General features: G+C 68.5%; 26 protein-coding genes. 19 read left to right on the top strand and 7 right to left on the bottom strand.

The genetic code is table 11. The features are described from left to right. Positions 1-71 precede the first annotated feature (71 nt). From ACFVVI_RS06005 to ACFVVI_RS05955, 11 genes are all read left to right on the top strand, one after another. A complete protein-coding gene (locus tag ACFVVI_RS06005; RefSeq protein ID WP_379316767.1) occupies positions 72-1,538 on the top strand; it encodes a flavin-containing monooxygenase in 1,467 nt (488 codons plus the stop codon). Continuing rightward, complete coding sequence (locus ACFVVI_RS06000) at positions 1,535-3,028, top strand: flavin-containing monooxygenase (RefSeq protein WP_387443554.1); 1,494 nt, start codon at positions 1,535-1,537, stop codon at positions 3,026-3,028. The genes ACFVVI_RS06005 and ACFVVI_RS06000 overlap by 4 nt, the downstream gene beginning before the upstream one ends. A gap of 89 nt (positions 3,029-3,117) precedes the next feature. Beyond that, positions 3,118-4,155: a lipase family protein gene (locus tag ACFVVI_RS05995; RefSeq protein ID WP_387443552.1), complete on the top strand. Its 1,038-nt coding sequence runs from the start codon at positions 3,118-3,120 to the stop codon at positions 4,153-4,155. Positions 4,156-4,484: 329 nt separating this feature from the next. Then, positions 4,485-5,837, top strand: coding sequence for an MFS transporter (locus ACFVVI_RS05990; protein WP_387443549.1), 1,353 nt, complete (start codon positions 4,485-4,487; stop codon positions 5,835-5,837). A 46-nt stretch (positions 5,838-5,883) separates the two neighbouring features. Then, positions 5,884-6,543, top strand: coding sequence for a response regulator transcription factor (locus tag ACFVVI_RS05985; RefSeq protein ID WP_387443547.1), 660 nt, complete (start codon positions 5,884-5,886; stop codon positions 6,541-6,543). A 16-nt stretch (positions 6,544-6,559) separates the two neighbouring features. Beyond that, complete coding sequence (locus ACFVVI_RS05980; protein WP_387443545.1) at positions 6,560-8,008, top strand: sensor histidine kinase; 1,449 nt, start codon at positions 6,560-6,562, stop codon at positions 8,006-8,008. Next, positions 8,005-8,931: a TAXI family TRAP transporter solute-binding subunit gene (locus ACFVVI_RS05975; RefSeq protein WP_387443543.1), complete on the top strand. Its 927-nt coding sequence runs from the start codon at positions 8,005-8,007 to the stop codon at positions 8,929-8,931. Before ACFVVI_RS05980 ends, ACFVVI_RS05975 begins: the two co-directional genes overlap by 4 nt. Positions 8,932-9,017: 86 nt before the next feature. Beyond that, positions 9,018-10,034: an ABC transporter substrate-binding protein gene (locus ACFVVI_RS05970; RefSeq protein WP_387443541.1), complete on the top strand. Its 1,017-nt coding sequence runs from the start codon at positions 9,018-9,020 to the stop codon at positions 10,032-10,034. A 120-nt stretch (positions 10,035-10,154) separates the two neighbouring features. Continuing rightward, positions 10,155-10,655: a DinB family protein gene (locus ACFVVI_RS05965; RefSeq protein WP_387443539.1), complete on the top strand. Its 501-nt coding sequence runs from the start codon at positions 10,155-10,157 to the stop codon at positions 10,653-10,655. A gap of 21 nt (positions 10,656-10,676) precedes the next feature. Further along, positions 10,677-11,693 carry an alpha/beta fold hydrolase gene (locus ACFVVI_RS05960; protein ID WP_387443538.1) on the top strand — a complete coding sequence of 339 codons (1,017 nt, stop codon included), beginning with the start codon at positions 10,677-10,679 and terminating at the stop codon, positions 11,691-11,693. 78 nt (positions 11,694-11,771) lie between these two features. Beyond that, entirely contained in the window at positions 11,772-12,656 is an 885-nt protein-coding gene (locus tag ACFVVI_RS05955; protein WP_378987639.1) for an alpha/beta fold hydrolase, read from the top strand. 55 nt (positions 12,657-12,711) lie between these two features. On the opposite strand, the gene ACFVVI_RS05950 is transcribed toward ACFVVI_RS05955, so the two are convergent. Together ACFVVI_RS05950 and ACFVVI_RS05945 are read right to left on the bottom strand one after the other, a co-directional pair. Then, positions 12,712-14,091: a wax ester/triacylglycerol synthase family O-acyltransferase gene (locus tag ACFVVI_RS05950; protein ID WP_387443535.1), complete on the bottom strand. Its 1,380-nt coding sequence runs from the start codon at positions 14,089-14,091 to the stop codon at positions 12,712-12,714. A gap of 141 nt (positions 14,092-14,232) precedes the next feature. Beyond that, complete coding sequence (locus tag ACFVVI_RS05945) at positions 14,233-14,994, bottom strand: 3-hydroxyacyl-CoA dehydrogenase (RefSeq protein ID WP_378987645.1); 762 nt, start codon at positions 14,992-14,994, stop codon at positions 14,233-14,235. Between the two features lie 72 nt (positions 14,995-15,066). Here ACFVVI_RS05945 and ACFVVI_RS05940 point away from each other — a divergent pair, with 72 nt between their 5' ends. Further along, positions 15,067-15,693 carry a TetR/AcrR family transcriptional regulator gene (locus ACFVVI_RS05940; protein ID WP_387443532.1) on the top strand — a complete coding sequence of 209 codons (627 nt, stop codon included), beginning with the start codon at positions 15,067-15,069 and terminating at the stop codon, positions 15,691-15,693. Here the strand turns inward: ACFVVI_RS05940 and ACFVVI_RS05935 are convergent. Beyond that, complete coding sequence (locus tag ACFVVI_RS05935) at positions 15,690-16,652, bottom strand: oxygenase MpaB family protein (RefSeq protein ID WP_387443530.1); 963 nt, start codon at positions 16,650-16,652, stop codon at positions 15,690-15,692. The genes ACFVVI_RS05940 and ACFVVI_RS05935 overlap by 4 nt on opposite strands. A 142-nt stretch (positions 16,653-16,794) precedes the next feature. Between ACFVVI_RS05935 and ACFVVI_RS05930 the strand changes: the two genes are divergently transcribed. Both ACFVVI_RS05930 and ACFVVI_RS05925 read left to right on the top strand, forming a co-directional pair. After that, the gene (locus ACFVVI_RS05930; protein WP_387443529.1) at positions 16,795-17,454 is read left to right on the top strand and encodes a TetR/AcrR family transcriptional regulator; all 660 of its coding nucleotides are present in this window, start codon (positions 16,795-16,797) and stop codon (positions 17,452-17,454) included. 114 nt (positions 17,455-17,568) lie between these two features. Then, the gene (locus tag ACFVVI_RS05925; protein WP_387443527.1) at positions 17,569-18,102 is read left to right on the top strand and encodes a VOC family protein; all 534 of its coding nucleotides are present in this window, start codon (positions 17,569-17,571) and stop codon (positions 18,100-18,102) included. Between the two features lie 23 nt (positions 18,103-18,125). On the opposite strand, the gene ACFVVI_RS05920 is transcribed toward ACFVVI_RS05925, so the two are convergent. Together ACFVVI_RS05920 and ACFVVI_RS05915 are read right to left on the bottom strand one after the other, a co-directional pair. Further along, positions 18,126-18,983: a DNA/RNA non-specific endonuclease gene (locus tag ACFVVI_RS05920; RefSeq protein WP_387443524.1), complete on the bottom strand. Its 858-nt coding sequence runs from the start codon at positions 18,981-18,983 to the stop codon at positions 18,126-18,128. 136 nt (positions 18,984-19,119) lie between these two features. Then, complete coding sequence (locus ACFVVI_RS05915; RefSeq protein ID WP_378987663.1) at positions 19,120-19,725, bottom strand: hypothetical protein; 606 nt, start codon at positions 19,723-19,725, stop codon at positions 19,120-19,122. A 203-nt stretch (positions 19,726-19,928) separates the two neighbouring features. On the opposite strand from ACFVVI_RS05915, the gene ACFVVI_RS05910 reads away from it, so the two are divergent. The 4 genes from ACFVVI_RS05910 (at position 19,929) to ACFVVI_RS05895 (ending at position 24,280) form a co-directional block, all read left to right on the top strand. Continuing rightward, positions 19,929-21,104, top strand: coding sequence for a Rieske 2Fe-2S domain-containing protein (locus tag ACFVVI_RS05910; protein ID WP_378627736.1), 1,176 nt, complete (start codon positions 19,929-19,931; stop codon positions 21,102-21,104). 37 nt (positions 21,105-21,141) lie between these two features. Then, complete coding sequence (locus tag ACFVVI_RS05905; protein WP_378987669.1) at positions 21,142-22,320, top strand: acyl-CoA dehydrogenase family protein; 1,179 nt, start codon at positions 21,142-21,144, stop codon at positions 22,318-22,320. A gap of 26 nt (positions 22,321-22,346) precedes the next feature. Then, on the top strand, positions 22,347-23,252 hold the full coding sequence (gene bphC, locus ACFVVI_RS05900) for a biphenyl-2,3-diol 1,2-dioxygenase (protein WP_378987672.1): 906 nt from the start codon (positions 22,347-22,349) through the stop codon (positions 23,250-23,252). A gap of 179 nt (positions 23,253-23,431) precedes the next feature. Beyond that, positions 23,432-24,280: an IclR family transcriptional regulator gene (locus ACFVVI_RS05895; protein WP_378627732.1), complete on the top strand. Its 849-nt coding sequence runs from the start codon at positions 23,432-23,434 to the stop codon at positions 24,278-24,280. Positions 24,281-24,385: 105 nt separating this feature from the next. Here the strand turns inward: ACFVVI_RS05895 and ACFVVI_RS05890 are convergent, their stop codons facing one another. Both ACFVVI_RS05890 and ACFVVI_RS05885 read right to left on the bottom strand, forming a co-directional pair. Then, positions 24,386-25,018 (bottom strand): Dabb family protein, encoded by a 633-nt coding sequence (locus ACFVVI_RS05890; protein ID WP_387443519.1) that lies wholly within the window; start codon positions 25,016-25,018, stop codon positions 24,386-24,388. Further along, positions 25,011-25,358, bottom strand: a complete 348-nt coding sequence (locus ACFVVI_RS05885; protein ID WP_378987678.1) for a hypothetical protein — start codon at positions 25,356-25,358, stop codon at positions 25,011-25,013. Before ACFVVI_RS05885 ends, ACFVVI_RS05890 begins: the two co-directional genes overlap by 8 nt. 139 nt (positions 25,359-25,497) lie before the next feature. Here ACFVVI_RS05885 and ACFVVI_RS05880 point away from each other — a divergent pair, with 139 nt between their 5' ends. Beyond that, positions 25,498-26,472 carry an alpha/beta hydrolase gene (locus ACFVVI_RS05880; protein WP_387443517.1) on the top strand — a complete coding sequence of 325 codons (975 nt, stop codon included), beginning with the start codon at positions 25,498-25,500 and terminating at the stop codon, positions 26,470-26,472. Positions 26,473-26,530: the final 58 nt, after the last annotated feature.

Below are 26,530 nucleotides of genomic sequence, written 5' to 3'. Positions count from 1 at the left end.
GAGTGACACTTCATTCCGTAAGTAGAATGATGTGTCAGTCCAGGCATGGAGACAGGACAAGGGAGTTCGTCATGCGTGACCCGAAGATCGTCATCATCGGCGCCGGCGTCGCCGGGATCACCGCCGGCGTGATCTTCAAGCAGGCCGGCTTCGAGAACTTCGTGATCGTGGAGAAGGGCTCCGATGTCGGCGGGGTCTGGCATTGGAACCGCTACCCCGGACTGACCTGCGATGTTCCGTCGCAGATCTATCAGTTCGGCTTCGCACCCAAACCCGACTGGTCACAGATCTGGGCCACCGGTGGCGAGATCCAGCGCTACCACCGCGATGTGGTCGAGCAGTTCGGTCTGACCGATCATCTCGCACTGAACAGTGAGGTCACCGAGGCCGTTCACGGCGCCGACGGGTGGACCGTCACCCTCGCGGGCGGCCGAGAGATCACGGCGGACTTCGTCATCGCCGCCACCGGCGTGCTGCACCACCCCTTCACCCCCGATATCCCGGGAATCGACCGGTTCACCGGTGCGGTGGTCCATACCGCCCGGTGGGACGACGCGATCGAGACCGCAGGCAAGCGCATCGCGGTGATCGGCAGCGGGTCCACCGGCGTTCAGGTGGTCTCCGCGCTGCAACCGCGAGCCGCGAAGTTGACCCAGTTCGCCCGCACACCCCAATGGGTGCTCTGGGCTCCGATGGGTCTGCCCCAGCCGCGGCTGCTGGCCGAGCTGCTCGCCGCCGCGCCCGCCGCGCACCAGCGCCTCTACTCCACGCTGTTGTGGAGCTCGGGCATCCTCGCCGATATCGCGTTGAAACCGACATGGCGACGCCGCGCCGCGCAGCAGTTCGCCCGGTGGTCGCTGACCACCCAGGTGCGCGATCCACAGCTACGAGCGGCGTTGACTCCCGACTACGAGCCGTTCTGCAAACGGCAGGTCCTCTCCGGCACCTATCACCGCGCGATCGGCGCCGGCAACGCGGCGTTGGTGACCGACGCGATCAGCGAGATCACCGAAACCGGAATCCGCACCGCCGACGGCACCCACCACGATCTCGACGTGATCGTCTTCGCGACCGGCTTCCACCCACACAACTACATGCGCCCGATGAACCTGCGTGGCCGCGACGGACTGAGCATCGACGAGGCCTGGGCGAAGGGGCCACGCGCCTACCGGATGACCGCGATCCCCGGTTTCCCGAACTTGTTCACCGTGCTCGGCCCGAACTCGCCCACCGGATCGATCTCGCTGCAGTACTCCGCGGAACTGACTGCCCGCTACATCACGCAGTGGCTGAAACGCTTCCGCGACAACGAGTTCGACACCGTGGAGGTGACCGAGGAGGCCACCGTCCGGTTCAACGACTCCGTCGCGGACGCCATGGGCCCGACCGTGTGGAACACCGGGTGCAACTCCTGGTACTTCACCGAGGAAAACACCATCGACCTGTGGCCTTTCGACCGCAAGACGATGACCACCCTGCTCACCGAACCCGACGACCGCGACTACCTGATCGCTCACCAGGATGGAACTCTGTCATGACGACACGACACGTCGACGTACTGATCATCGGCGCCGGCCTCTCCGGCATCGGCACTGCCTGTCAGCTCGTTCGCGAGCGGACCGGCCGCAGCTTCGCGATCATCGAACGTCGCGACAACGTCGGCGGTACCTGGGATCTGTTCAAGTATCCGGGCATCCGGTCCGACTCGGACATGTTGACCTTCGGTTTCGGGTTCCGCCCGTGGATCGGCACCAAGATCCTGGCCGACGGGCCGAGCATCCGGAACTACATCGAAGACACCGCCCGCGAGTACGGCGTGCTGGAACATATCCACTTCGGCCGCAGAGGAATTCGCGCCTCCTTCGACAGCACCACCGGACTGTGGACGGGCGAAGTCCACAACGAGCGCACCGGCGAGATCGAGATCTGGTCGGCGAATTTCCTGGTCGGCGCCACCGGCTACTACGACTACGACAAGGGCTATCAGCCGACGTTCCCCGGGGCCGCGGACTTCACCGGCCAGATCGTGCACCCGCAGCATTGGCCCGAGGACCTCGACTACCAGGGCAAGAAGGTCGTGGTGATCGGTTCGGGTGCCACCGCGATCACCCTGATCCCCGCGATGGCCGACGCCGTCGAGCACATCACCATGCTGCAGCGCTCGCCCACCTACATCCAGACGCTGCCCTCGAATGATCCCGTCGCGATCACGATGCGCAAAGCCCGTGTGCCGGAGAAGATCGCCTATCGGATCGGCCGTGCCCGCAATATCGCGTTGCAGCGCGCCAGTTTCCAGCTCTCGCGCACCAATCCCGAGCTGGCCAAGAAGGTGTTCTTGAACCAGGTCAGACTGCAAGTGGGCGACAAGATCGACATGCGGCACTTCACGCCCGGTTACAACCCGTGGGATCAGCGTCTGTGCGTGGTGCCCAACGGTGACCTGTTCAAGGCGCTGAAAAGCGGCAAGGCCGATATCGTCACCGACCGCATCGCGAAGTTCACCGAGAAGGGCGTGCTGACCGAGTCGGGCCAGGAGCTCGAGGCCGACATCATCGTCACCGCCACCGGCCTGAACGTGCAGATCGTCGGCGGCGCCGAACTCGTAGTGGACGGCGTACCGGTGGACCCCCACGGTTCGGTGCTCTACAAGGGTGTCCTGATCTCCGGGGTCCCCAATGCCATGATCATTCTCGGCTACACCAACGCGTCGTGGACGCTCAAGGCCGACCTCGCCGCCACCTATTTCTGCCGGGTCCTCAACACCATGCGCGACAGCGGATACTCCCGGTTCTCGGTGCGAGCGGGTGCCGACGACATCGCCGAAGAGTCCGTGATGGGTGGTGACCTGACCTCCGGCTACATCCAGCGCGGCGACGGTGTCATGCCGCGACAGGGGCGGCGCTCTCCCTGGAAGGTGGTCAACAACTACTACCGCGATCGCGCCCTACTCGGCAAAGGCGAACTCCTAGACGGCGTACTGACGTTCGACCGGATCGCCGCACCCCACGGCACGGGGTTGATCCGATGATGTCGTGCCGGCGCACAAGGTTTTATCAGCCCCTCCCGGAATCGACCGTGAGCAGAGCCGCCGCCGGGGAAATTCTGCGAATCAGACCGATGACCGCACGGATCGCCCCGGGAATCACGGTGCGGGCCGACACGTATCGCGTGTTGTACCGTTCCACCGACCTTGCCGGAAAGCCGATCACGGTCTCGGGAGCAATTCTGATTCCCCGCGATATCTCGGGACCGCTGCCACTGGTCGGGTTCGCTCCGGGCACGCAGGGAATGGCACGTTCGGCAGCGGTGTCGCGGCTACTCGAACGCGGGCTGGAATACGAAGGAGTGTTCATCGCCGCCGCGTTGGCCCGCGGCTGGGTGGTGGCGGTCACGGACTACCCCGGGCTGGGAACCGAGGGAACTCATCCCTATGTGATCGGTCCGGCCAACAGCCGCGCCTTGCTCGACGTCATGCGTGCCGCGCGGTACCTGCTCACCACCCGATCGGCGCAGATCAGCCAGTACGGGATCTACGGCTACTCCGAGGGCGGCAACACCGCTGCCTGGGCCGCGCAGATCCAGTCGCTCTACGCTCCGGATCTGCCGTTGGCCGGTGTCGCTGTCGGCGCACCACCCGCCGACCTCGCCGAAATGGGTGCGAGCCTCGATCGCACCGCGGGCTTGTTCCTGCTGGTGTACTCGGCGATGGGGCTGGAAGCCAGTTTCGACAACCTGGATCTGCGCCGAAATCTCAACGCCGCGGGCAAGTTCACGCTGCCGGTGATTCGTCGACTGCATCCACTGGCGCTCGCCGCGGTCGGGTTCGTCATCCCGAAGTCGCGGACCGTCTATCTCCGCACCGACCCGTTCGAGGATCCGGTGTGGCTCGAGCGAATGCGTGAGGTCAGCCTCGGATACCTACCGCCGACAGCGCCGGTGCTCGTCGGGCACGGCCCCCGCGACCGGGTGGTTCCCTACCGACAGACCGAGCTGCTCACCCAGCGGTGGCGCGAACTCGGCGTCGAGGTCAGCGAACATCGGATCCGATTCGGTGGCCACTTCACCGCGGCACCGCAATTCGCCCGGGCCGGATTCGCGTTCCTCGCCGACTGCTTCGCCGAGCAGGACCGGACGGCGACCCCGACCGCCTCCTGAGCGATTCCGCCGGAGTCCGTCGGACGTCGCGGCGCAGTACTGCCGGTGCCGACCGACGCCCGCGCCACCCGGATCGCCGAGATCGTCACCGAGCTCACCGACGACGCCGCGAAGTAACGCATTCAGTTCTGGCACAACGGAAATGCAGCGCCGGATGACGGATTTCCTCGCCGACGACGGGGCGGGTGCGGTGCTGCCCGATATGGCCGTCATCGGGGATCGTCCTAAGGGAAGGTTAGGAACCGCCCGTGCTGCTTCCTTTCGGCATGTGAGCGCCGACACAGTGGTCTCCGACGGCGCAATGCCGCGCCGATAGAGGAGGGTCCAAGGTGACAACGACACAGGCCGGTGGTGAACGGCGAGTCGTGGCGAACGTGCTGCGCGGCTCGATCGGCAATCTCGTCGAGTGGTACGACTGGTACGTCTACGCCGCGTTCAGCGTGTACTTCGCGAAGGCGTTCTTCCCGGACGGCGACCCCACGGCGCAACTGCTGTCGACGGCGGCGGTATTCGCGGTCGGGTTCATCATGCGCCCGATCGGCGGCTGGGCGCTCGGGCGCTACGCCGACCGGTTCGGCCGGCGCGCCGCCCTCACTCTGTCGGTGACGGTGATGGCCGCGGGTTCGCTGATGATCGCGGTGACGCCCGGATTCCAGACCATCGGTATCGCGGCGCCGGTGTTGCTGCTCATGGCGCGACTGCTGCAAGGACTGTCGGTCGGCGGTGAATACGCCACCAGCGCAACGTATCTGTCCGAGGTCGCGTCCCCGGGCCGGCGCGGGTTCTACTCGAGCTTCCAGTACGTGACACTGGTCGCGGGCCAGCTCGTCGCCCTGGGCGTGCAGATCATCCTGCAGCAGATGCTCTCGTCCGAGCAGATGTACAGCTGGGGCTGGCGCATCCCGTTCCTGATCGGTTCCGGTGGCGCGATCGTGGTGATGCTGCTGCGACGCGGCATGGACGAGTCGGACTCGTTCAAGGCCATGGAGAAGACCGCCGAGACCGGCAAGGCGGCCGCGAGCAACTCGCGCGGTTCGCTGCGGGTCCTGCTGCAGTACCCCCGCGAATGCCTGCTGGTAGTCGGCCTGACGCTGGGCGGCACGGTGGCGTTCTACACCTACACGACCTACATGCAGAAGTTCATGATCAATACCTCGGGCATCTCCAAGGACACCGTGGCCTGGATCAACTTCGTCGCGCTCCTGGTCTTCGTGGTGCTCCAGCCGATCGCGGGCGGTCTGTCCGACCGGATCGGCCGCCGCAAACTGCTCATCTTCTTCGGTGTCGCCGGCACGGTGCTGACGGTGCCGATCATGACGGCGCTCGCGCACACCTCCAACCCACTCGCGGCCTTCGGCCTGATGATGTCCGCGCTGGTGATCGTCACCGGCTACACCTCGATCAATTCGATCGTGAAGGCCGAGCTGTTCCCCACCAAGATCCGCGCGCTCGGCGTCGGGCTGCCGTACGCGCTGACCGTCGCGATCTTCGGTGGTACCGCGGAGATGATCGCGCTGGCGTTGAAGAAGGCAGGCCTCGAGTCGCTCTACTTCTTCTACGTCGCCGGATGTATCGCGATCTCGCTGATCACCTACTACTTCATGCGGGAAACGTCGGCCGAGTCGACCATCGATGCCGATGCGGTCGAGCCGGAACGGGCGATGGCCGCCGTGCGTGGCTGACCGTCCGGAACACGCGCCGGTCCTGCCGCTATGGGAGGATCGGCGCGTGCGGCTTGCGGTGGTCGAGGACGACGACGGAGTGGGCGACGCCCTGGTAGAGGCGCTCACCGCGCGCGGCTACCGGGCCGAGCGCATGCGCCGTGGCGCCGACCTGCTCATCGCCCACCGTGACTTCGACGCCGTGCTCCTCGACCTCGGGCTGCCCGATGCCGACGGGTTGCAGGTCCTGCGTCAGCTGCGTGAGGTCAGCACGATCCCGGTATTGATCCTGACCGCCCGCAGCGACGAACGCTCCATCGTGCGCGGCTTGCGTGGCGGAGCGGACGACTACGTGGTCAAGCCCCCGCGGATCGCCGAACTGATGGCGCGGCTCGAGACCGTACTGCGCCGGGCCGCGGCCGTCGCCACGCGGGCCAGGACCGAAGTCGTCACCGGTGATGTCCGGGTGGATCTGCATGCGCGGGTCGTCGAGGTGGCCGGTACTCCGATCGCGCTCACCCAGAAGGAATTCGAGCTCGTCGAGGTTCTGGTGGAACGGCCGGGCGCCGCGGTGAGCAGGCAGCAGCTGATGGACCGCATCTGGGGCGATGCGTTCGTCGCGGTCTCGCGCTCGCTCGATGTCCACATGACCGGGCTGCGCGCCAAACTGAACCGGCCCGGGCTGATCACCACCATTCGCGGCTACGGGTATCGGTGGGGCGAGTGAGTGCCCGAGGACCGGCATGCGCCGCAGACTGCTGATCGCGCTCACCGTCTTCGCGGCGCTCGCGGTGCTGGCCTTCGCGATTCCGCTGTCGCTGACCGCCGCCACCAGCCGAACCCAGGAGCTGGTGCTCGGCCGATCCGGTGACGCCGACCGCTTCGCGACCCTCGCCGACGCGGCGGGGTCGGCCGGCGGGGTGCAGGCACTCGCCGACGAGGTCGGCCGCTATCACGAGCTGTACGGGGAGAACGTGCTGGTCGTGGATGCTCGCGGGGCACCGATCGTCAACGCCGGGGTCGAGGTGAGCGATGTGCGGATCCGGGCCGCGGTGGCCGCGGCTCGCCGCAACCAGCGACCGCAGCAGGTGGATCGGCTGACGCCGTGGAGCGCCCCGGTCATGCTCATCGCCCGGCCCGTCGGCACGGGCGTGCAGGTCAACGGGGCCGTCGTGATCGAGGCGTCGACCGCCGCGGCGCGCGCGACGATCGCCCGGGTGTGGGCGGTGATCGCGGTGGGCGCGCTCGGCGCGATGGTGGTCTTCGTGCTGTTGGCACTGGTCCTGAGCCGATGGGTGCTGCGCCCGCTGGCCGCGATGTCGGACGCGGTCGCCGAACTCACCGCGACACTGCCGAAACCACGCGGCCGCGCCCCGATCACCAGAAATTACGGTGGCCCACCGGAGGTCCGTGATCTCGCCGAATCCGTCGACGCCATGGCCACCGCCGTCGCCGATTCCGCCGACGCGCAACACCAGCTCGTCGCCGATACCGCGCATGCCATGCGAAACCCGCTCGCCGCCTTGATGATTCGTCTCGACTCGCTGGAGTACGCGGTCCCCGGCCAGGCGTCGGCGACTTTCCGCGGTGCGACCGCGGAAGTGGAACGGCTGACCGCGCTCCTCGACGATCTGCTGGAGCTGGCCGTGGCGCAAGCACCCGCGTCCTTCGGCACTGCGGCATCCGCCGACGAGCGGTGCGATCCGGCACAGGTCGTGGCCGACCGAATCGACGCATGGGGGTCGGCGTTCGACGACGCGGGGATGCGGTTGACCACGGCACGCCGACCCGACGGATCGGTCAGCCCTGCGCCGCCGGACAGCGGTGAGGATTCCGGCAGCCACAGCGCGGCGGCGATCAGCTCGGCGGCGCTGGCCCAGATTCTCGATGTGGCACTGAGCAATTCGTGCCGGTACGCGGGATCCGGCGCGCACACGGTCGTCGGGGTGAGCGACGAACCGGGCTGGGTGAGGGTCCAGGTCGCCGACGACGGGCCGGGCGTCGCGCCGGACGAACTCGACAAACTCACGGCGCGGTTCTTCCGCGGTTCCGCCGCGGCCGCGGGCGGAACGGGGCTGGGGCTGTCGATCGCGCAGGCACTGGCCACGGCATGGGGCGCGAGGTTGACGGTCGAGGCGGTGCACCCGCACGGGCTCGCCGTGACGGTCCGGATACCCGAGGTGGCGCGATGAGTGGTGGATCGCCGATGTCACGTCGCCGAATGCTGGCCTTGGCCGCACTTGTATCGGCGGGCGTGGCCGGGTGCGGCACGAACGACCGGACAATGGTGCGGCTGGCCTCGGGCGAGGACGGGGGCTTCTACTACGCCTTCGCGCGACTGCTGGCCGCCGCGGCCGCTGACGACACCGACACTCTCCGCATCGAACCGGTGGAAACCGCTGGTTCGCAACAGAATCTGCGGATGGTCGCCGACGGCGACGTCGACACCGCACTGGCGCTGGCGGACTCGGCGAGCGATTTCGGCGGGCGTGTGGTGGCGCTCGGTCGCGTCTACGAGAACTATCTCCAGCTGGCGGTCCGCACCGATGATCCGATCAACGAGGTCGCCGACCTGCGCGGACGCCGAGTCAATCTCGGTGCCGCGGGCTCGGGCGCCGCGGTCACCGGTCAGCGACTGCTGACAACGGCCGGGCTGGATCCGAGCGTCGACGTCGTGGTCGAGCATCGACCGCTGCGCGAGGCCGCGCAACGGTTGACCGACGGCGACATCGACGCGTTGCTGTGGGCCGGTGGCGTGCCCACCGCCGCACTCGCCGTGCCCGATCCCCTGCGCCTGATCGACCTCGGCGCCCTCGCCGCTCCCCTGCGAGAGCGATACGGCCCCGTCTACGACCGGGTCGCCATTCCCGCCGACGCCTATCCGGGTAGCCCGGCGGTGCACACGATCGGCGTCGCCAACCTTCTCCTGGCCGCCGCGACCCTGCCCGACGAGACAGCGGCCACCATCGTCGACCTGCTGGTCCGCCACGCGGACGCGCTCGTCCCCGCCGAGGCCGCGGGCACCCAGTTCCTCGACGGCCGATTCCTGATCGGCACCGGGACCGTCCCGCTGCACCCCGGCGCCGTCGAGGTCTACCGCCGCTGGCACGGCTGAATCCGCCGGTCGATAGTAAGGTTTGCCTTGCCTTATTGAGTGTGGTCTAGTGATCGCGAACCGATTGCCACGTGCGGAGGAGAATCGTGATCGCGAAACAGGATCGACCCGACCGTGCCCTCACCCGGCGCCGATTCTTCGCGGTAGCGGGGGCGGTCGGGGTGAGCGCGAGTCTTGCGGCCTGCGGGGCCAACGCCGACAACGGACGCGACAGCACCGGGAGCTGGCAGTTTCCCGATGGTCGTGGCGGCACCCTGCGGACGGAGGGGACGCCGCACCGGGTGGTCGCGTTCACCGGCTCGGCGGGCGCGCTGGTCGATTACGGGGTACGCGAGTCCATCGTGGGCATTTTCGGCGAAGCGCATGACCGAGATATGTTGGGCGACCTCGATCCGGACTCGGTGACCGTCGTCGGTGACGCCTGGGGGCAGTTCGACATCGAGAAGTACGCGACGCTCGAGCCCGATCTGCTCGTCACCGATTCCTATGTGCCGGGCCGACTCTGGTATGTCCCCGACGACAACCTGTCCAAGATCGAGTCGGCGAACCCGAATGTGGTCGCCGTGCAGATCGCCGGTCAGCGGCTCCCCGACATCATCGCGCGCTATCGCGCCCTGGCCGCGGCGCTCGGCGCCGAGACCGCCACCCCGGCGGTCGCGGCCGCGGAGCAGCGCTTCGCCGCCGCGTCCCAGGCGGTGCGCGACGCCGTGGCGGTGCGCCCCGGCCTGCGCGTGCTCGCCGCCTCGGCAACCCCCGAACTCTTCTACGCCTCCGACCCGCGCGCCTCGGCCGATCTGAGCTACTTCACCGAACTCGGGGTCGAATTCGTCGTTCCCGACCAGGTCGATCCCGGCGGCTACTTCCAATCACTGAGCTGGGAGACGGCCGACCGCTATCGCGCCGACCTGATCCTGCTCGACGACCGAACCTCCGGCCTGCAGCCGGCCGCGCTCGCCGACCGGCCGGTCTGGCGCAGCCTGCCCGCGGTGCTGGCCGGCCAGGTCGCGCCCTGGTCGCCGATCTTCCGCTTCTCCCATACCGCCACCGCTCCCCTGCTGGAACGCCTGGCGACCACGATCCGGGACGCGCAGCGAGTCCGCTGACCGACCTTTTTGCCGAACCCGCAATTTCGCGTGCCAGATCGTGGTGGCCTCAGCGAAACTGGGCGCGCCTGCTCATCCACCGCAGCGCCTGACGTTTCGCGACGAAGGAAGGTGACCACCGTGCCCAGCACACCGCGTCGCGCCCACCGCCGAGACACCCCGCCCCCACGGACGGGAAGCGCGGAGATCGAGGTCCTGCGCGGATTCCTCGATTATCTGCGGACTTCGATCGTCGCGAAGGTGGACGGCGCGCCCGAACCTCGAGTACGCACGGCCGCGGTGGCATCGGGCACCAACCTGCTCGGCCTCCTCGAGCACCTCACCTTCGTCGAACGCTCGATGTTCCTCGGGGACACCGTGACCGACTGGCAGGCGACCTTCCACGCCCCGGCGTCTGCCCCTGTCGCCGACGTCGTCGCCCGCTACCGGGCCGCGGTCGAGCAAGCGAACGAGATACTCGACGGCTGCACCGATCTCGGTGCCCCGCTGCCGCGACCGCGACCGGGACGCCGCGCTCCCAGCGTGCGCTGGGCACTCGCCCACATGATCGAGGAAACCGGGCGCCACGCAGGCCACGCCGACATCCTCCGCGAACTGATCGACGGCGCCACCGGCCGCTGATCTCACCCGGACAAGGAACAGATGATCTCCACCTCCCGACCACACAGCGTCGGTCGATCTGCCTGCGCGGCAGCGGCTTTCGCGCTCGCATTCCTGCTCACGATGTGTGCCGCAGCCTGTTCCCCGGCCGCCTCCGACATCGCACCCCACGCCGCCGCGACGGCGGGCGACCCCGTGTTCGACAAGACATTCCGGCACGAGTTCGCCGACGTCGACGGTGTCCGGATGCACTATGTGACCGGCGGCAGCGGCACACCGGTGGTGCTGATCCACGGGTGGCCGCAGACCTGGTACGGCTGGTGGCCGATCATGCCCGCCCTCGCCGAGAACCACACCGTCTACGCCGTCGACCTGCCCGGGCTCGGTGACAGCACCGGTTCACCGACCGCCTACGACAAGGCCACGCTGGCGCGGTACGTGCATACCCTCATCGCCGACCGGCTCGGCGTGCGGGATGCGCGCGTGGTCGGACACGACTTCGGCGCCGCCGTCGCCTTCGCGTACGCCGCCCAGTTCCCCGCCGATACCGACCGCCTCGGCTACCTCGATCTCCCGCTGCCCGGGCCCGCGATCGACGCACCGACCTACCGCACACTGAGCTGGCACATCGCGTTGCACTCCCAGCGGGGAGTACCCGAAGCTGTTGTCGGCGACAATGTTCGCGAGTACCTGGCGCTGTTCTACCCGCAGGTCTCCTTCGGCGGCACGGCGTTCGGCGGCACCTCGGATCGATCCCCGTTCACCGACGCCGAGGTCGACGAGTTCGCCCGCACCTACCGCAAGCCCGAGGCTCTCGCGGGCGGCTTCGAGCTCTACCGCGCCCTCGACCAGGACGTCCGCGACACTGTGGCGACCGCGCCGACTCCAGTCCCGACTCTGCTCATGACCGCCGAGGGGCAGCTCGAGGCGATCCGCGCCACCGTTTCCCCGCGCCTGAGCAACATCGTGCGGGCGGTCGACGTGCCGCACGCCGGACATTGGCTCGTCGAGGAGAACCCTCGATTCGTCACCGAGGAACTCCAGCGCTTCCTCGCCTGACGCTGCCGCGCCGACACTGTCGCCTCGATATGCCATCATGAACTGTAACGAGTTCTAGAAATGCCCGAGGAGGCCACCGTGGGTGCTGCGCGATCGGTGCGGACAGGGCCGTTCGTCGTGCCCGCCGTGGACGAGATCCCCGGTGGGCGGATGCTCGACCTTCCCGGACGTGGCCGGACCTATGTCGTCGACCTCCCCGGACCACCCGGCGCACCGGTGCTGATCCTGCTGCACGGCACCGCGTGCACGGCGGCACTGAACTGGTTTCCCGCGTTGGAGTCGCTGAGCGCCCACTATCGCGTGGTGCTGTTCGATCAGCGCTGGCACGGGCGCGGGATCCAGTCGGCCCAGTTCCGGATCGACGACTGCGCCGACGATGTGGTCGCGGTCGCCGACGCGCTGGGTCTGGATCGCTTTGTCTGCGTCGGCTATTCGCTCGGCGGTATCGTCTCGCTGCTCACGGCACGCCGGTACCCGGACCGGGTGGCGGGACTGGTCCTGTGCGCGACTCCCTATCGCTTCCAGGAGAAGTGGCGCGAGCGGGCGTTCCATCGCGGTTTCGCTTCCGTCGCCGAGGCACTGGGCGACTATCCGTATCGCCGCGCCCGGCGCTTCACGCGGACCCTGCCGGATCTGCCGCCCGCCTTGGTGCCGGGGCAGCTCCGCCGCTGGGCGGTGGCCGAATTCCGCAGTACGAGTGGCTGGGCGCTAGCCCCCGTGCTGGCCGAGATCGGGACCTTCGACGCCACCGAGTGGCTACCCGAGCTGCGGATGCCGACCGCGGTGGTCATCACGACCAGAGACCGGGCGATCCCGGTGTACCGCCAGATCGAACTCGCGGCCGCCGTCCCGGGGTCGAGTATTCATCCGCTCGCGGCGGGTCACGCGGCGTGCGCCGTCGCGCCCGACCGGTTCGTCGCGGCGCTGACCGACGCGTGCCGGGCAGTGGCGGCACGGCTGTAGGTGACGACCCTGTTCGACGCCGGTGGCGAACAGGGCGATCGGCCCGAGCGGGTGATCAGCCCTTGGCTCGCGCCGCGGCGAGCAGGTCTTCGATCACGGCGGGCACGGCTTCGGCCAGTGCGTCGACATCGGGAACCAGGTCGCGGCAGGCGATGAAGCCGAAATCGAGATCGCCGCAGTTCGACAGCACGGTGACGGTGAGCCCGGCACCGTGGAAGACCGGACCGAACGGAAACATCCCGTCCACCCGGACGCCGAGGAAGTACAGCGGCATCGGCGGGCCCGGCACATTCGAGACCACCAGGTTGTGCACCACCGGGTGTCGTTCGGCCAGCTTCAGCGACGAGTACACGCGCGAGGCGAGCCGAAACGTGTTGGGCGGGGCGTACTTCGACCAGTCCTGCAGGAAGTCGGCGCCGATCATGTCGTGTTCGGCCTTGGCTTCGCGGTTCGCGACGGCCAGCACCCGCAGCCGCTCGACCGGATCGGCGACATCGGTGCCGAGGCGGCAGAACAGCGTCGAGACCTTGTTGATCCCCTCGGTGTGCCGGGTGGATTCGTGCACCGAGACCGGCACCGACGCGATCAGGGAGCGATCGGGCAGCTCGCCTCGTTCTTCCAGGTAGCGGCGCAGCACGCCGCCGACGACGGCCAGCACCACATCGTTGACCTTCACCCCGAACGCGGCCTTGATCTCCTTGATCGCGCCGAGGTCGGTCTTGGTGAACGAGACCGACCGCGCCGCGGTGACGGCCTGGTTGAACGGGGTGCGTGGCGCGGAGAACGGAAGTTCCATCCCCGCTTGATTGTTGCGGCGCCGCCGGGCGAAGCCCGCGACCATCCCGAGGGTCTTGGGGACCATGCCGAGCATGCCGGCCCTGGCGGGCAAGCGGACCGCGGCCCGCGCCGCCAGTTCCAGATCGCCGGGCACCGGTTCCGGTTGCCACGGCTCGGGTTCCGGGCGGCTGGTCCCCGGCTCCAGATCGCACAGGTGCATCATCATGTTCGTGCCGGTGATGCCGTCGACGGCCGAGTGATGGTACTTGCAGACGACGGCCACCTTGCCGTCGTCGAGACCTTCCACCACCGACATCTCCCACAGCGGCCGATTCCGGTCCATCGGGCGACTGGCGATGGCGCCGATCAGCGCGGCCAGACCGCCCGTCTCCGGCAATTCCACGCGCCGGATGTGGTTGTCGATGTCGAAGTCGGCGTCGTCGACCCACAGCGGATGATCGAGGTTGAACGGCACCGAGTGGATTCGGCGACGCATATGCGGGATGAGGGGCAACCGCTTGCGGAGCTCGTCGCGGAGGTCGCCGAAGGAGTAGGGCCCGTCGGCCGGGTCGAGGATCAGCAGTGCGCAGACGTGGAGATGCTGGGTGTCGGTCTCCAGATAGAGGAAACTGGCATCCAGTCCGGTGAGTTGTTCCATAGCAGAAGCCTACTAGAACACGTTCTAGTTTTGCCGTCGCCCGTGCCGAATTTTGACGACGATCACAAGTGGTACGCCGGTGCCGACAACACCTCCGGCCGGGCAGCACGCCCGGCCGGATATGTTGTCGCACAGATCAACTCAGCGCGGCGCCATCCGGATGGCGCCGTCGAGGCGAATGGTCTCGCCGTTGAGCATCGGGTTCTCCACGATGTGGCGGGCCAACGCGGCGAACTCGGTGGGCTGCCCCAGGCGCGAGGGGTGCGGCACCTGCGCGCCGAGGGACTGCAGCGCCTCCTCGGGCAGCGTCTCGAACAGCGGCGTGCGGAACAGGCCGGGCGCGATCGTGACGACGCGGATCTTGAAGCTCGCCAGGTCACGCGCGATCGGCAGGGTCAGGCCGACGATGCCACCCTTGGACGCGGCGTAGGCGGCCTGGCCGATCTGGCCGTCGTAGGCGGCGACGGAGGCGGTGTTGATGATGACGCCGCGCTCCTCACCGACCGGGTCGGTGCCCGACATGCGCTCGGCGGCCAGCCGGATCACGTTGAACGTGCCGACGAGGTTGACGTTGATCACCTTGGTGAAATCGGCGAGCGGGAACGCGCCCTTCTTGCCGACCGTCTTGATCGCGTTGCCGATACCGGCGCAGTTCACGGCGATCCGCAGCGGCGCCAGCGACTCGGCGACGTCGAGGGCCGCGGCCACCGCCGATTCGTCGGTCACGTCCGCGGCCGCGAACGCCGCGCCCTCGCCCAGTTCCTTGGCGATGGCCGCACCGTTGGACGAGGGGAGGTCGACGATGACGACCTTGGCGCCCTTGGCGTGCAGTTCCTGCACGGTCGCCAAGCCGAGACCCGACGCACCGCCGGTGACGATCGCGGACGAGTTGACGAAATCCATACTGTTTCTCCTGTTTTCGGTGAGGTCTCACTGAATATTGACACACTTCGCCAAAACTGTTTGGCTTTCACGGTGACCCAGCCAGCTCCCCGCCGCCCCGGCCGCCCCTCCGTGCTGGACACCAGGGCCGTGTCGGTCGGCGCACTGCGCTTGTGGACCGACCGCGGTTTCGCCACCACCAGCTGGAGCGATCTCGCCGAGGCCACCGGAATCAGCACGCGCACCCTGCTGCGACACTTCTCGTCCCGAGCCGAGATCGCCTGGATCGGGGTCGCGCCCGCGACGGAGCGGCTACGAGACGCGCTCGCCGGCGCCGCTCCCGAGGAGCCGCCCGCGGTGGTCGTGCGGTCCGCGATCGTCGAGTCGGTGTCGCGCGATCCGCAGATCCAGGAGCTGGCGCCGGACTGGCTGCGGCTGATCTCCTCCGAACCCGAGCTGGCCGCGACCGCTCCCCGGATCTACCGTCCGTGGATCGATACGCTGTCGGACTACCTCGCCGGTCGACTGCCCGGCTCCCCCGCTCCCATCTGCCGGGCCATCGCCACCGCGTACCAGTCCGCCACCTTCGCCGCGCTGATCGAGTGGGCCGAGTCCGGCGCGCAGGGCGACTGCGCGGATTCGGTCGACCGGATGCTGCGCTGGATGGATCCGCACCTGCCGGGCTCCGCGCCGGACCGAGCGCCACTCGATCGCGGCTAGGCTCGCACGCGCCGCCGCGATCGGGCCTGGCCGGTCTCCGGTGCGAACGAGGTGAGGCCGATCTCCCGGTATCGCCCGGCCAGGCGTTCGTACTTGCGCCGATTGCGGGCCATCGGGGAGTCGGTGACCGCGGCCGGGAGCCGGGTGTAGGCGACGCGCAGGACGGTCGTGAGGATTCGGAAGTGCCGGTCGTGGCGAGCGGTCCAGGCGATCGGCATCTTGGCGCGCACCTCGGGGTGCATGATCCCGCAGCCGAGAACCATCGCGATATAGCCGAACGTGGGCGCGCTCACCCACCAGAACGGGGCGGTGACGGCGGGCAGGAAGTCCGGGCGCGGTGCACGGCGAACCGTTGTGGTGGCCGCCTCCAGCGCCGGGGTCGCGCGCAGTTCGGTGATCATCTGGTCGTAGTGGACGGCCAGGTCCGCGTAGTTCGCGATCGGCTGCGAGTTACCCGGCAGGTGCAGGCCGCGCGTTTTGGTGCGGTAGTGGTCCCAGATGGCCTGGTCGGCGGCCGGCGACGGGGTGTCGCCGGTCAATGCGAGGTAGGCGCCGCGCTGGACGAAGAAAGTCGAGTAGAGGATCCAGTTCCAGGCGTGCGGGTTGAGCGCCGAATAGCGTTCACCGTCCGGGCCGACGCCTTTGACGTCGCGATGCAGGAGCATGAGCCGCTGCGACTCGGCGTCCCGGTCAGCGTCTTCGCCGTGATAGATCAGCTGGTCGGCCGCCGCGGTGCGCACTGCCCGCGCCCACGGCTGATATCGCGCCCGGCCGGTGGCCTCGAGCGCGGCCGAGACGGGGGGCAGCATCGGCTGGTCGAACAGGCCGACCCCGAACAAACCGAACAGCACCGAGCCGCCGACACGTTCGAATCGTGCGACGGCGCTGTGGGATTCGCGCGAGGACGCCGGGCTGACGTCGACCGAGCGGGTTTCCTGATGTGGCACAGGACAGGTCATCGGTGAACTCCTTTGTTCCGCCGACAGTTCTGGTGCTGGACGACACCATAAACTAGTCTGGTGTCAGAGTGCACCAGAATTGAGGGAGGGTCAAGAGTTCCGGGTGGACTATTCTGGCGCCCGAGGAAGAGGAAGGGCGGCCATGCGCAACGACACCGACGACGCGGCGACATCACGCGTCTACGGCGGTGTAGCCGCGGACGAACGCCGATCCCGCCGTCGCGGCGCGCTGTTCGACGCCGCGCTCGACCTGCTCGCCGAGGGCGGAGCGCCCGCGGTCACCAAACGGGCCGTCTGCGTGCGAGCCCGGCTCAACGATCGCTACTTCTACGAGCAGTTCACCGACCGCGACGCCCTGCTCACCGCGCTGGTCGAGGAGCACACCGCCCTCGGCATCGCCGCGGTGGTCACCGCCACCCACGACGCCGACCCCGACGTCCACAGCCAGGTGCGCGCGGCGGCGGACGCCGCGCTGGGCTTCCTGCTCGCCGACCCCCGCCGATCGGCCCTGCTGCTCAACGCGCAGAGCACCGAGGCACTGCAGGCCGCGCGACTGACCACCCAGCACGCGATCGCGCGCGCGATGTCGGCGGTGGGTCGCGAGATCCTCGCCGAACCCGCCGATCCGCTCGACGCCGACATGACCGCCTACAGCGTGGTCAGCGGCGCACTGGAGCTGGTCGCGGCCTGGATGCGCGGCGAATTCGACACCACCCGGGAACATCTCACCGACCTCATCGCCCGGCTGCTGCTCAGCTCCGACAGCACGCAGCACGTCACCGCGACGAAGTCGGCGCAATAGCGCGAGCCGCCCAGGCACGAAAGTCTCCCACTCCCCGGTCGTCCAGTGGTGTCGCCGGAGGTCGGCGTGGGACGCTCAGAGATCGAGACTGTCGATCGAGGAGGCCACCGCCCGATGCGGGGAATCAACCACATCGTTCTGTTCGTCGCGGATCTGCCGCGCAGCATCGCGTTCTACGAGGACGTGCTCGGATTCGAGCGGCTCGCCGAAGGATTCCCCGGCGGCGCGTTTCTGCGTCACCCCGGCTCGGCCAACGATCACGACCTCGGCCTCTTCCAGGCCAGGACACCCACGGCGGGCCCGGCGGGCTCGGTCGGGCTCTATCACGTCGCCTGGGAAGTGGACACGTTGTCCGAGCTCGTCGCCGTCCGGGACCGCTTGACGGCGGCTCGCGCACTCACCGGTGCCGGCGATCACGGGTCGACCAAGGCGCTCTACGCCCGCGACCCCGACGGCATCGAGTTCGAGGTGTGCTGGCTGGTGCCCGATGAGCAGGTGGAGGACGCGCTCGCTCCCGGCACCTCACTGACCGCGCCACTCGACATCGACGCCCAGATCCGGCGGTACGGCGCGACCACCGCCGGCGGCCCACGCACCGATCCCCAGGTATGGGCGCGCGTGGCGGCACGTCGGGCGGCGACGTCGTAACCCGCGCCGGTGTCGGCTAGCGGTTACCAGCTGATATCGGCCGTCGACTCGAGCGGGCTGCGCTGGGCCACCGACTCCTGGGTCACGAAAGTGTCGGCGATGTGGAGCGCGGCCGGGAATCGGCAGTGCGCTCGCTGTTCGATCTCGGCCACGGCGACCTGGAAAACGCGGAACTCGTCGAGGGCGAGCGCTTCGAGTTCGTCGAGGTGCTGGGTCAGCAGAAACGCCTTGCACCGCAGTCGGTTTCCCTCGGCGAAGCAGATCACCTTCCAATACTCCCGAGGCAGGGCCACCCCACGATGCACCTGGTCGTCCGCGCGGAAGGCGGGCCCGCCGAGCACGCTCACCCTCAGGTTGTCGACCTCGACGTCGGCGAAGACCGCGTCTTCGAGCTGGCCCCACACCCCGGCGCGACTGCTCTGGTTGAAGTCGTCCATCTGCGGGGTGATGTTGGTGTAGAAGAACGAGTCGACATTGGCCTGCTCGGCTTCGGCCTCACTGCCCCACAGCAGATCCGCGCGCCGCGCCAGGTGGCCGCGATCGAGCCGATTCTGTCGGTAGAGTTCGTTTCCCACCTGCGCCTCGGCCGGGACGCGTGGGTCTTTCACGAAGTCGATGCCGGTGCGGGAAAGTTTGCGCATCGCGGCGCCGTCGATGTTCCAGGCCACCCAGAACGCGAACCGCCGTGGCCTGCTCAGCGCCAACGAGAAGTGGGTGTAGCTGATCACGTCGGAGCCGTCGAGACGAACCGCATCGCCGCGCACGGCCGCATCCAGTTCCGGAACCTCGACCCTCGACCCGAGAAAGTCCGGGTCGTACCCGGTCCGCGGCGCGTCGCTCTCGAATCCGGTTGTCGACGGAGAATCCACGTGGACGGTCATCGCAGGCCCCTTCCCGAAGGGTGGACAAGGTGTGTCGGCAGTTGCGTACACACGATCGTCGTCGCCACCGCAGCCATCCTCACGAGTAGTCGACTACCCGTTGTCCGCGCCCGCGGGCGAGGAGAGGTCCGCTCCCCTAGCGCGGGTCCGGGGTCCCGTCGCCGGTCACGGCGAAGGTGGCCCACGCACGGACGACCACGGTGCCCGCGGCGTCGGCGCCGCACAGGCTCACATCGACCCGGGATTCGCCGTCCTGCACGTAGCTCTGGGTCACCCGCCCCGAACACGACATGACATCGCCGGGCGGCAGTGGTCGCACCGACCTGGTGCGGAAGCGGCGGATCGCCTCGGCCCCGAGCCAGTCGGTGGCGTAGGTCGCCAGCAGCGCCGCCGCCTGCGGTGACACCTGCTCGCCCGCGAAAGCTTCCGCCGCCGCCCACGACTCGGCGACCAGACCGCCCGTGCGGTCGAAGTATCGGGTGAGCGACTCGGCGGCGCCGACGGCGGGTTGGCCGGGGGCGCCCGCGCGGATCGCGGTCAGCTGGTCACCCGCGCGCGGCGGCGGACCGAAGAACCGGTGATCGGTTTCGACTCGCTCCCCTGCGATGGATCCGTCGGCGGGCAGGAAGGTCGGCGGCACCACGGGCCGATCGGCGAGCCGGTAGGCCGGATTGTCCGAGCGCGCCGCCTGTGCGAACAGCCGGATGGCATCGGTGTCCAGTACCACCGCGACGTTACCCATGATTCACTCCTGCTCGTCGAAACCGATGCCGTCACGGTAGGGCGGTCCGCCTCCTGTGATCGGTTCCTCTCCCGGTCATCGGGACAGCGGCCGACCGGGACGAAAACATGTCCGCTGACCGGGAACACCACGACCCGCCGACCCCCGCGCGGCGCGACCATCGGCGCAGCTCATCCCCACTCCGTCCGAACATGGAGGTTTCGATGCCGGAGAACTCGCCGAACGGCCGATCGCAGGACACCACCGCCGACTACCGGCAGATCGAGGCCGCCGCGGCGCCGACTCGGTTCGCCCGCGGCTGGCACTGCCTCGGCCTGCTCTCGTCGTTCCGCGACGGCAACCCGCACGAGGTGAAGGCCTTCGGCACCATGCTCGTGGTGTTCCAGTCCGAATCCGACGGCGCGTTGCACGTGCTCGACGGCTACTGCCGCCACATGGGCGGCAACCTCGCGCGCGGCACCATCAAGGGCGACTCGATCGCCTGCCCGTTCCACGACTGGCGCTGGGGCGGCAACGGCAAGTGCACGGCCATTCCGTACGCGCGCCGGGTGCCGCCGCTGGCCAAGACCCGCACCTGGCCGACACTGGAGCGCAACGGCCAGCTCTACGTCTGGCACGACCCGCAAGGCAGCAAGCCCACCGATGACGTGACCATCCCCGAGATCGAGGGGTACGGCACGCCGGAGTGGACCGACCTGACCTGGAATTCGATTCTGATCGAGGGCTCGCACTGCCGCGAGATCGTCGACAACGTCGTCGACATGGCGCACTTCTTCTACGTGCACTACTCGTTCCCGCGCTACTTCAAGAACGTCTTCGAGGGCCACGTCGCCACCCAGTACATGCGCTCGACCCCGCGCCACGACGTCACCGTCGGCACCAGCTACGACGACCCGGATTCCGCGCTGCGCTCGGACGCCTCGTATTTCGGTCCGTCGTACATGCTCGATTGGCTGTGGAGCGAATCGAACGGGATGACAATCGAGACGGTGCTCGTCAACTGCCACTACCCGGTCGACGAGAACTCGTTCGTGCTGCAGTACGGCGCGATGGTCAAGAAGCCCGAGGGCATGTCCGACGAGGACGCCAACGCGATGGCGGCGCAGTTCGCGCAGGGCGTCGAGTACGGCTTCGAGCAGGACGTCGAGATCTGGAAGAACAAGGCGCCCATCGACAATCCGCTGCTGTCGGAGGAAGACGGCCCGGTGTATCAGCTGCGCCGTTGGTACAAGCAGTTCTATGTCGACGTCGACGACGTCACCGAGGACATGACCAAGCGGTTCGAGTTCGAGATCGATACCGATCGCGCGGTGACGAGCTGGGAGGCCGAGGTGGCCGACAACATCGCCCGCGGCGCCGTCATCGACACCATGTCCTGATCCGCCACCCCACTACGAACAGAAAGCATCACCGGAGATGACCAGAGTTCTCGACAATATCGCCGCCATCGCGGACCAGCTGCGTGAGCAGGCACCGGAGGCGGAGCGGCTCGGGCAGCTGCCCGATGCCACAGCCCAGCTGCTGAAGACGGCGGGCCCGATCCGCCTGCTGCAGCCGAAGAAGTACAGCGGCTACGAGGCGCACCCGCGCGAGTTCGCCGAGACGGTGATGGCCACCGCCGCGCTCGACCCGGCCAGCGGCTGGATCGCCGGCATCGTCGGCGTGCACCCGTGGCAGCTGGCCTTCGCCGACCCGAAGGTGCAGGACGAGGTGTGGGCCGACGACCACGACACCTGGATGGCCTCGCCTTACGCGCCGACCGGCATCGCCCGTCCGGTCGACGGCGGCTACATCTTCAACGGCCGCTGGCAGTTCAGCTCCGGAACCGACCACTGTGACTGGATCTTCCTGGGCGCCATGCTCGGTGATGCCGAGGGCAAGATGGCGCTGCCGCCGACGATGCTGCACATGATCCTGCCGCGCCAGGATTACCAGATCGTCGAGGACTCCTGGAATGTGGTGGGCCTCAAGGGGACCGGATCCAAGGACATCATCGTCAAGGACGCGTTCGTGCCCGACTACCGGGTGATGAACGGTGACCACGTCATCGACGGCACCGCGCAGAAGGAGTACGGGGTCACCGAGACGCTGTACAAGATGCCGTGGTCGACGATGTTCCCACTGGGCATCAGCTCCGCGGTGGTCGGCATCGCCGAAGGCGCGCTGGCCGCGCACCTGGACTACCAGCGCGACCGGGTCGGCGCGCAGGGCACCGCGGTCAAGGACGATCCGTACGTGCTGTTCGCCATCGGCGAGGCCGCCGCCGACATCAACGCCGCGCGCCAGGAACTCCTCGCCAACGCCGACAAGATCTTCGACGCCGTCGACGCGGGCAAGGAGATCGGCTTCGCCGAGCGGGCCGCGGTCCGGCGCACCCAGGTCCGCGCGGCCTGGCGCGCGGTCACCGCCGTGGACCAGATCTTCGCCCGCTCCGGCGGCAACGCCATGCGGATCGACAAGCCGCTGCAGCGCTACTGGCGCGACGCGCACGTCGGCCTCGCCCACGCCATCCACGTGCCGAGCACGGTGTATCACGCCTCGGCCGTCAGCTCCCTCGGTCTCGAGCCCGCGGACAACCTGCGCTCGATGATCTGACCCGAACACCACGAAGGACAACGGAAATGACAGACATCAAAGGCCTCGGCTACGTCAAGATCCAGACCGCCGACATGGACCGGTGGCGCAAGTTCGCGTTCGAGGTGCTCGGCTTCGCCCAGGGCAGCGGGCCCGACGAGGACGCGCTGTACCTGCGGATGGACGAGCGCGCGGCGCGGATCACGATCGTGCCGGGCGACAGCGACGCCATCGTCACGATCGGCTGGGAAGTCCGCGACCACGCGGCACTGGTCCGCGTGCAGGAAGCCGTGACGGCGGCCGGGATCGCGGTGAAACCGCTGTCGGTCGAAGAGGCCGACGCGCGCCGGGTCGAGGAGGTCATCACCTTCCAGGACCCGACCGGCGCCACCCTCGAGATCTTCCACGGCGCGGTGCTCGACCACAGCCCGGTGATCACCCCCTTCGGCGCGCGATTCGTCACCGGCGCACAGGGTCTGGGCCATGTCGTGCTGCCGACCATGGACCCCAACGGCGCGTTCGGCTTCTACACCGACGTGCTCGGGTTCCTGCCGCGCGGCGCGTTCCGGATCCCGGCGCCGCCGGAGTACGGCCCGATGCGGGTGCGGTTCCTCGGTGTCAACGAACGCCATCACAGCCTGGCGCTGTGCCCTGCCCCGCACGGTGGCGCGCCGGGCCTGGTGCACATCATGGTGGAGGTCGACTCCCTCGACGCCGTCGGCCAGGCCCTCGATCGGGTGACCAAGGACGGCTTCTCGGTGTCCTCGACGCTGGGCAGGCACACCAACGACAAGATGGTGTCGTTCTATGTCCGCGCGCCCGGCGGCTGGGATATCGAGTTCGGTACCGAAGGCATGCGGGTCGACGAGACGTACTACAGCGCCGAGGAGATCACCGCGGACAGCTACTGGGGCCACGACTGGTCCGGGAGTGAGCCGCTCGCGGCGATGTAATTCCGCAGGTAGTCCCACGACGGCCCCTGGCCCGAGCTTCTCGCTCGGGCCAGGGGCCGTCTTTTTCATATTGGCCTGCCGATTCATGTGACAACGACCACAACGGATGGTATGAATAGGTATATGCCTAATCGAAATATGCGACTGGGCATCAGCTCGTAGATCCGAATGGAGAGCTCATGGTCATCCAGGCCGAGGCCACCACCCCGAGCGCGATCCTCGATCGCGCGTCCCTGCTGCTCGACGCCTTCGACGGCCCGGGCAGGCTCACGCTCGCCCAGATCGTCCGGCGCACCGGTCTACCCCGGTCCTCGGCGCATCGCATGCTCGATCGGCTGGTGCAGTTGCGCTGGCTACGTCGCGAGGGGCGCGACTACGAACTCGGCATCCGGCTGATGGAGCTCGGCTCACTGGCGGTGCACCAGGACCGGCTGCACCGCGCGGCGATGCCGTTCCTGCACGAGCTGCACCGGGTCACCGGGTTCGTGGTGCATCTGGCCGTGCTGGACGGTCCCGACGTCGTGTACCTCGACAAGGTCGGCGGCGAGCTGTCGGCGGTGGTGCCCACCCGCGTCGGCGGCAGGCGGCCCGCTGCCTGTACCGCGGTCGGCAAGGCGATCCTGGCCTACTCCGACGAGCGCCGCATCGCCGATGCCCTCGCAGGTCAGGCCGGCGCACGCACCCGCTACTCGATCACCACCAAGGCCCAGCTCGACACCGAACTGGACAAGGTGCGCGCACACGGGATCGCCGTCGAGCGCGAGGAGTCACTGCCCGGCTTCGGCTGTATCGCGGCGCCCATCGGCGATCTCGGCGAGGCCGCCGTGGCGGCGGTGTCGGTGTGTGGACCGGTGGATCGGATGCTGTTCGATCACCGTCTCAGCGCACCGGTGCGCACGACCGCGCTCAACATCTGGCGCCACGTCGACGACGGCCGGGTCCGGGTGCATCCGACGTTGCAGCAGCATCCTCGTCCGCTGGGCGTGAGCCGTTCGTACGCCGACCACCGCGGGCCGCGTACGGCGTGATGCCCCGTCGCGCCGTACGCCGCCGGCCCGAACGCGGGCGGCGCACGGCGCGACCCGGTTGTGCGCAGCAGCGGGGTCAGATCCGTTCGCGGACGATCACTTCCGTCAGAGCGGGCGGTTCACGCAAAAACTGTGGCAGATCCGGTCGCGGATGATCATGTCCGGGGATTCGGGGTCGAACCAGCGGTCGACGTGCGCCCAGTGGACCGGATGCATCAGATAGGGGCCTGCGAGAGCGTCGAGGTCGGCGAACTCCTGCTCCCAGACATGGGTCCACGCCGCGAGTCCGGTGCCACGGGTGACCCGGCTCAACTGCCAGGTTCGGATGCCGGGCAGGTAGCGGGGCATCCGCAGCAGGTCTGCCTCGAAGCGCTCGACCGTCGCGCGCGGGGTGTGCTGCTCGACTCGCAGCAGCAGTACCCGATATACCGACCCGGTGGCGTCCGGCTCGGCGATACCCGCTGTGCCGCCGTGATATTCGGCGCCGTCGACGTGGGCGACCGGACTCTCGCTCAGCAGGGTATCCACCTCGGTGGTGGTCCCTGTCCAGTCCGCGGACTCGTCGAAGCGCAGGTGCACCAGGACATCACCACCGTTGCGCACGCCCGGCAATGTGGGCTCGACCAGCACGCGGCGTGCGGCCGGGGCGGCGATTTCGCGCACCCCGGTCATCAGCCGGTCACGCACCACGGCCTCGGTGCCGGGCGAAAGATGCACCAGCCGAGTCACTTCAAACATTGCCGAGCCTGTCGATGTCGGTGGCGAGCGCGCCGGTCGAGCGGGTCCGTTCGACGATCAGCTCCCGCGCCGAGGCCCACCACTGCCGCACCGACTCATCCGACCGTCCCTGCCAGGTCATCTCCCACCAGCCCTGTGCGCCGTCGAGCACCCAGCTCGCGATGATCGTGTTCGACTCGTCCGGGAACCACACGGGCGGACTCACCACGATCCGCTCCAGCGTCATGCCGCGTCGGCGCGCGCCCGGGGCGTAGTCGCGCAGATAGGCGTCGACGAATTCCCTGGCCCGTCCTGGCTTGGTCACTACGGTGTCGATCACGTAGACCTTCGTGGCTTCCATGCACCGACCGTAGGCAGCCGCCGAAGGGCATCGACCTGGTGTTTCCGCCCAGTGGGAGAACGCGGTACGGATCGCGCGGCACCGACCCTACGGTGAGGCCGACGACGTCCGATTCCGTCGCCGAAATTCAGGAGGACCAGTGACTGTGCGAACGTTCCCGACCACCGGGCCCGGTGCGGTTCCCGATCCGGAAGTCGCGGCCGTGCTCGCCACGCTCGACGCCGGATTCCCCGATGTCGCCACGATGGCCGCCAGCGAGGCGCGTGCCGCGATCCGCGCCAGACGCGCTCCGCTGCAACGACTTCCCGATATGGCGCTGGCGCGCGACCTCACGATCGACGGACCCGGCGGCCCGCTACCGCTGCGGGTGTTCCGGCCGCATCACGACGCCGAACCGCTGCCGGTGATCGTGTTCGCGCACGGCGGCGGCTTCGTGTTCTGCGACCTCGACAGTCACGACGAGTTCTGCCGCTCGATGGCGGCGGGTGTCGGTGCGGTGGTGGTCTCGGTCGACTATCGGCTCGCGCCCGAGCACACGGGCCCCGCGGCCCATGACGACATGTTCGCGGCGCTGCGGTGGACCGCCGCCAACGCCGGCGACTATGGCGGCGACCCGTCGAGGATCGCGGTGGCCGGTGACAGCGCGGGCGGTAATCTCGCCGCCACCGTGGCCATCGCGGCCAGGGACGCGGACGGGCCACAGATCGCGGCCCAGATCCTGATCTATCCGGTGATCGACGACGATTTCGAGACCGAGTCCTACCGGCGATTCGGCACGGGCCACTACAACACCACCAGCGCCATGCGGTGGTACTGGGCGAACTACGCACCGCACGGCACCGACGACGTGCGTCTCGTGCCGACCAGGGCGGACTCGCTGGCCGGTCTACCGCCCGCGGTGGTGGTCACCGCCGAACTGGACCCGCCGTGTTCGGCCGGGGACGCCTACGCCCAGCGCCTGGCAGCCGACGGTGTCGCGGTTCGTTATCGCCGCTACACCGGGCTGTTCCACGGATTCCTCAGCATCCCGTCCCTCGCCGCCACCGTCGCCGCGCGCACCGAGATCTGGGCTATGGTGCGCGAGACGCTCGACCTCCCTCGGGACCCGAGGTGATCGGTACCGGTAGCGCCCCACCCGAGACCCTTCAGGCCCGCGTTCCGAGTAGGGGGTT

This window comes from Nocardia sp. NPDC058114, from assembly GCF_042884695.1.
In the GTDB taxonomy this organism is placed as follows: Bacteria; Actinomycetota; Actinomycetes; order Mycobacteriales; family Mycobacteriaceae; genus Nocardia.
Note: the sequence above shows the minus strand (reverse complement) of the source record. Positions and strands in the feature narration are given on the sequence as shown.

Bases quoted from the DNA above. Each gene is read 5' to 3' on its own strand.
- ACFVVI_RS06000 (WP_387443554.1), top strand. From the start codon at position 1,535: ATGACGACACGACACGTCGACGTACTGATCATCGGCGCCGGCCTCTCC.
- ACFVVI_RS05905 (WP_378987669.1), top strand. From the start codon at position 21,142: ATGACCAGAGTTCTCGACAATATCGCCGCCATCGCGGACCAGCTGCGT.
- ACFVVI_RS05915 (WP_378987663.1), bottom strand. From the start codon at position 19,725: ATGGGTAACGTCGCGGTGGTACTGGACACCGATGCCATCCGGCTGTTC.
- ACFVVI_RS05950 (WP_387443535.1), bottom strand. From the start codon at position 14,091: ATGGAACAACTCACCGGACTGGATGCCAGTTTCCTCTATCTGGAGACC.
- ACFVVI_RS05920 (WP_387443524.1), bottom strand. From the start codon at position 18,983: ATGACCGTCCACGTGGATTCTCCGTCGACAACCGGATTCGAGAGCGAC.
- ACFVVI_RS05960 (WP_387443538.1), top strand. From the start codon at position 10,677: ATGATCTCCACCTCCCGACCACACAGCGTCGGTCGATCTGCCTGCGCG.
- ACFVVI_RS06005 (WP_379316767.1), top strand. From the start codon at position 72: ATGCGTGACCCGAAGATCGTCATCATCGGCGCCGGCGTCGCCGGGATC.
- ACFVVI_RS05975 (WP_387443543.1), top strand. From the start codon at position 8,005: ATGAGTGGTGGATCGCCGATGTCACGTCGCCGAATGCTGGCCTTGGCC.
- ACFVVI_RS05925 (WP_387443527.1), top strand. From the start codon at position 17,569: ATGCGGGGAATCAACCACATCGTTCTGTTCGTCGCGGATCTGCCGCGC.
- ACFVVI_RS05895 (WP_378627732.1), top strand. From the start codon at position 23,432: ATGGTCATCCAGGCCGAGGCCACCACCCCGAGCGCGATCCTCGATCGC.
- bphC (WP_378987672.1), top strand. From the start codon at position 22,347: ATGACAGACATCAAAGGCCTCGGCTACGTCAAGATCCAGACCGCCGAC.
- ACFVVI_RS05930 (WP_387443529.1), top strand. From the start codon at position 16,795: ATGCGCAACGACACCGACGACGCGGCGACATCACGCGTCTACGGCGGT.
- ACFVVI_RS05980 (WP_387443545.1), top strand. From the start codon at position 6,560: ATGCGCCGCAGACTGCTGATCGCGCTCACCGTCTTCGCGGCGCTCGCG.
- ACFVVI_RS05935 (WP_387443530.1), bottom strand. From the start codon at position 16,652: ATGACCTGTCCTGTGCCACATCAGGAAACCCGCTCGGTCGACGTCAGC.
- ACFVVI_RS05910 (WP_378627736.1), top strand. From the start codon at position 19,929: ATGCCGGAGAACTCGCCGAACGGCCGATCGCAGGACACCACCGCCGAC.
- ACFVVI_RS05885 (WP_378987678.1), bottom strand. From the start codon at position 25,358: ATGGAAGCCACGAAGGTCTACGTGATCGACACCGTAGTGACCAAGCCA.
- ACFVVI_RS05890 (WP_387443519.1), bottom strand. From the start codon at position 25,018: ATGTTTGAAGTGACTCGGCTGGTGCATCTTTCGCCCGGCACCGAGGCC.
- ACFVVI_RS05945 (WP_378987645.1), bottom strand. From the start codon at position 14,994: ATGGATTTCGTCAACTCGTCCGCGATCGTCACCGGCGGTGCGTCGGGT.
- ACFVVI_RS05995 (WP_387443552.1), top strand. From the start codon at position 3,118: ATGACCGCACGGATCGCCCCGGGAATCACGGTGCGGGCCGACACGTAT.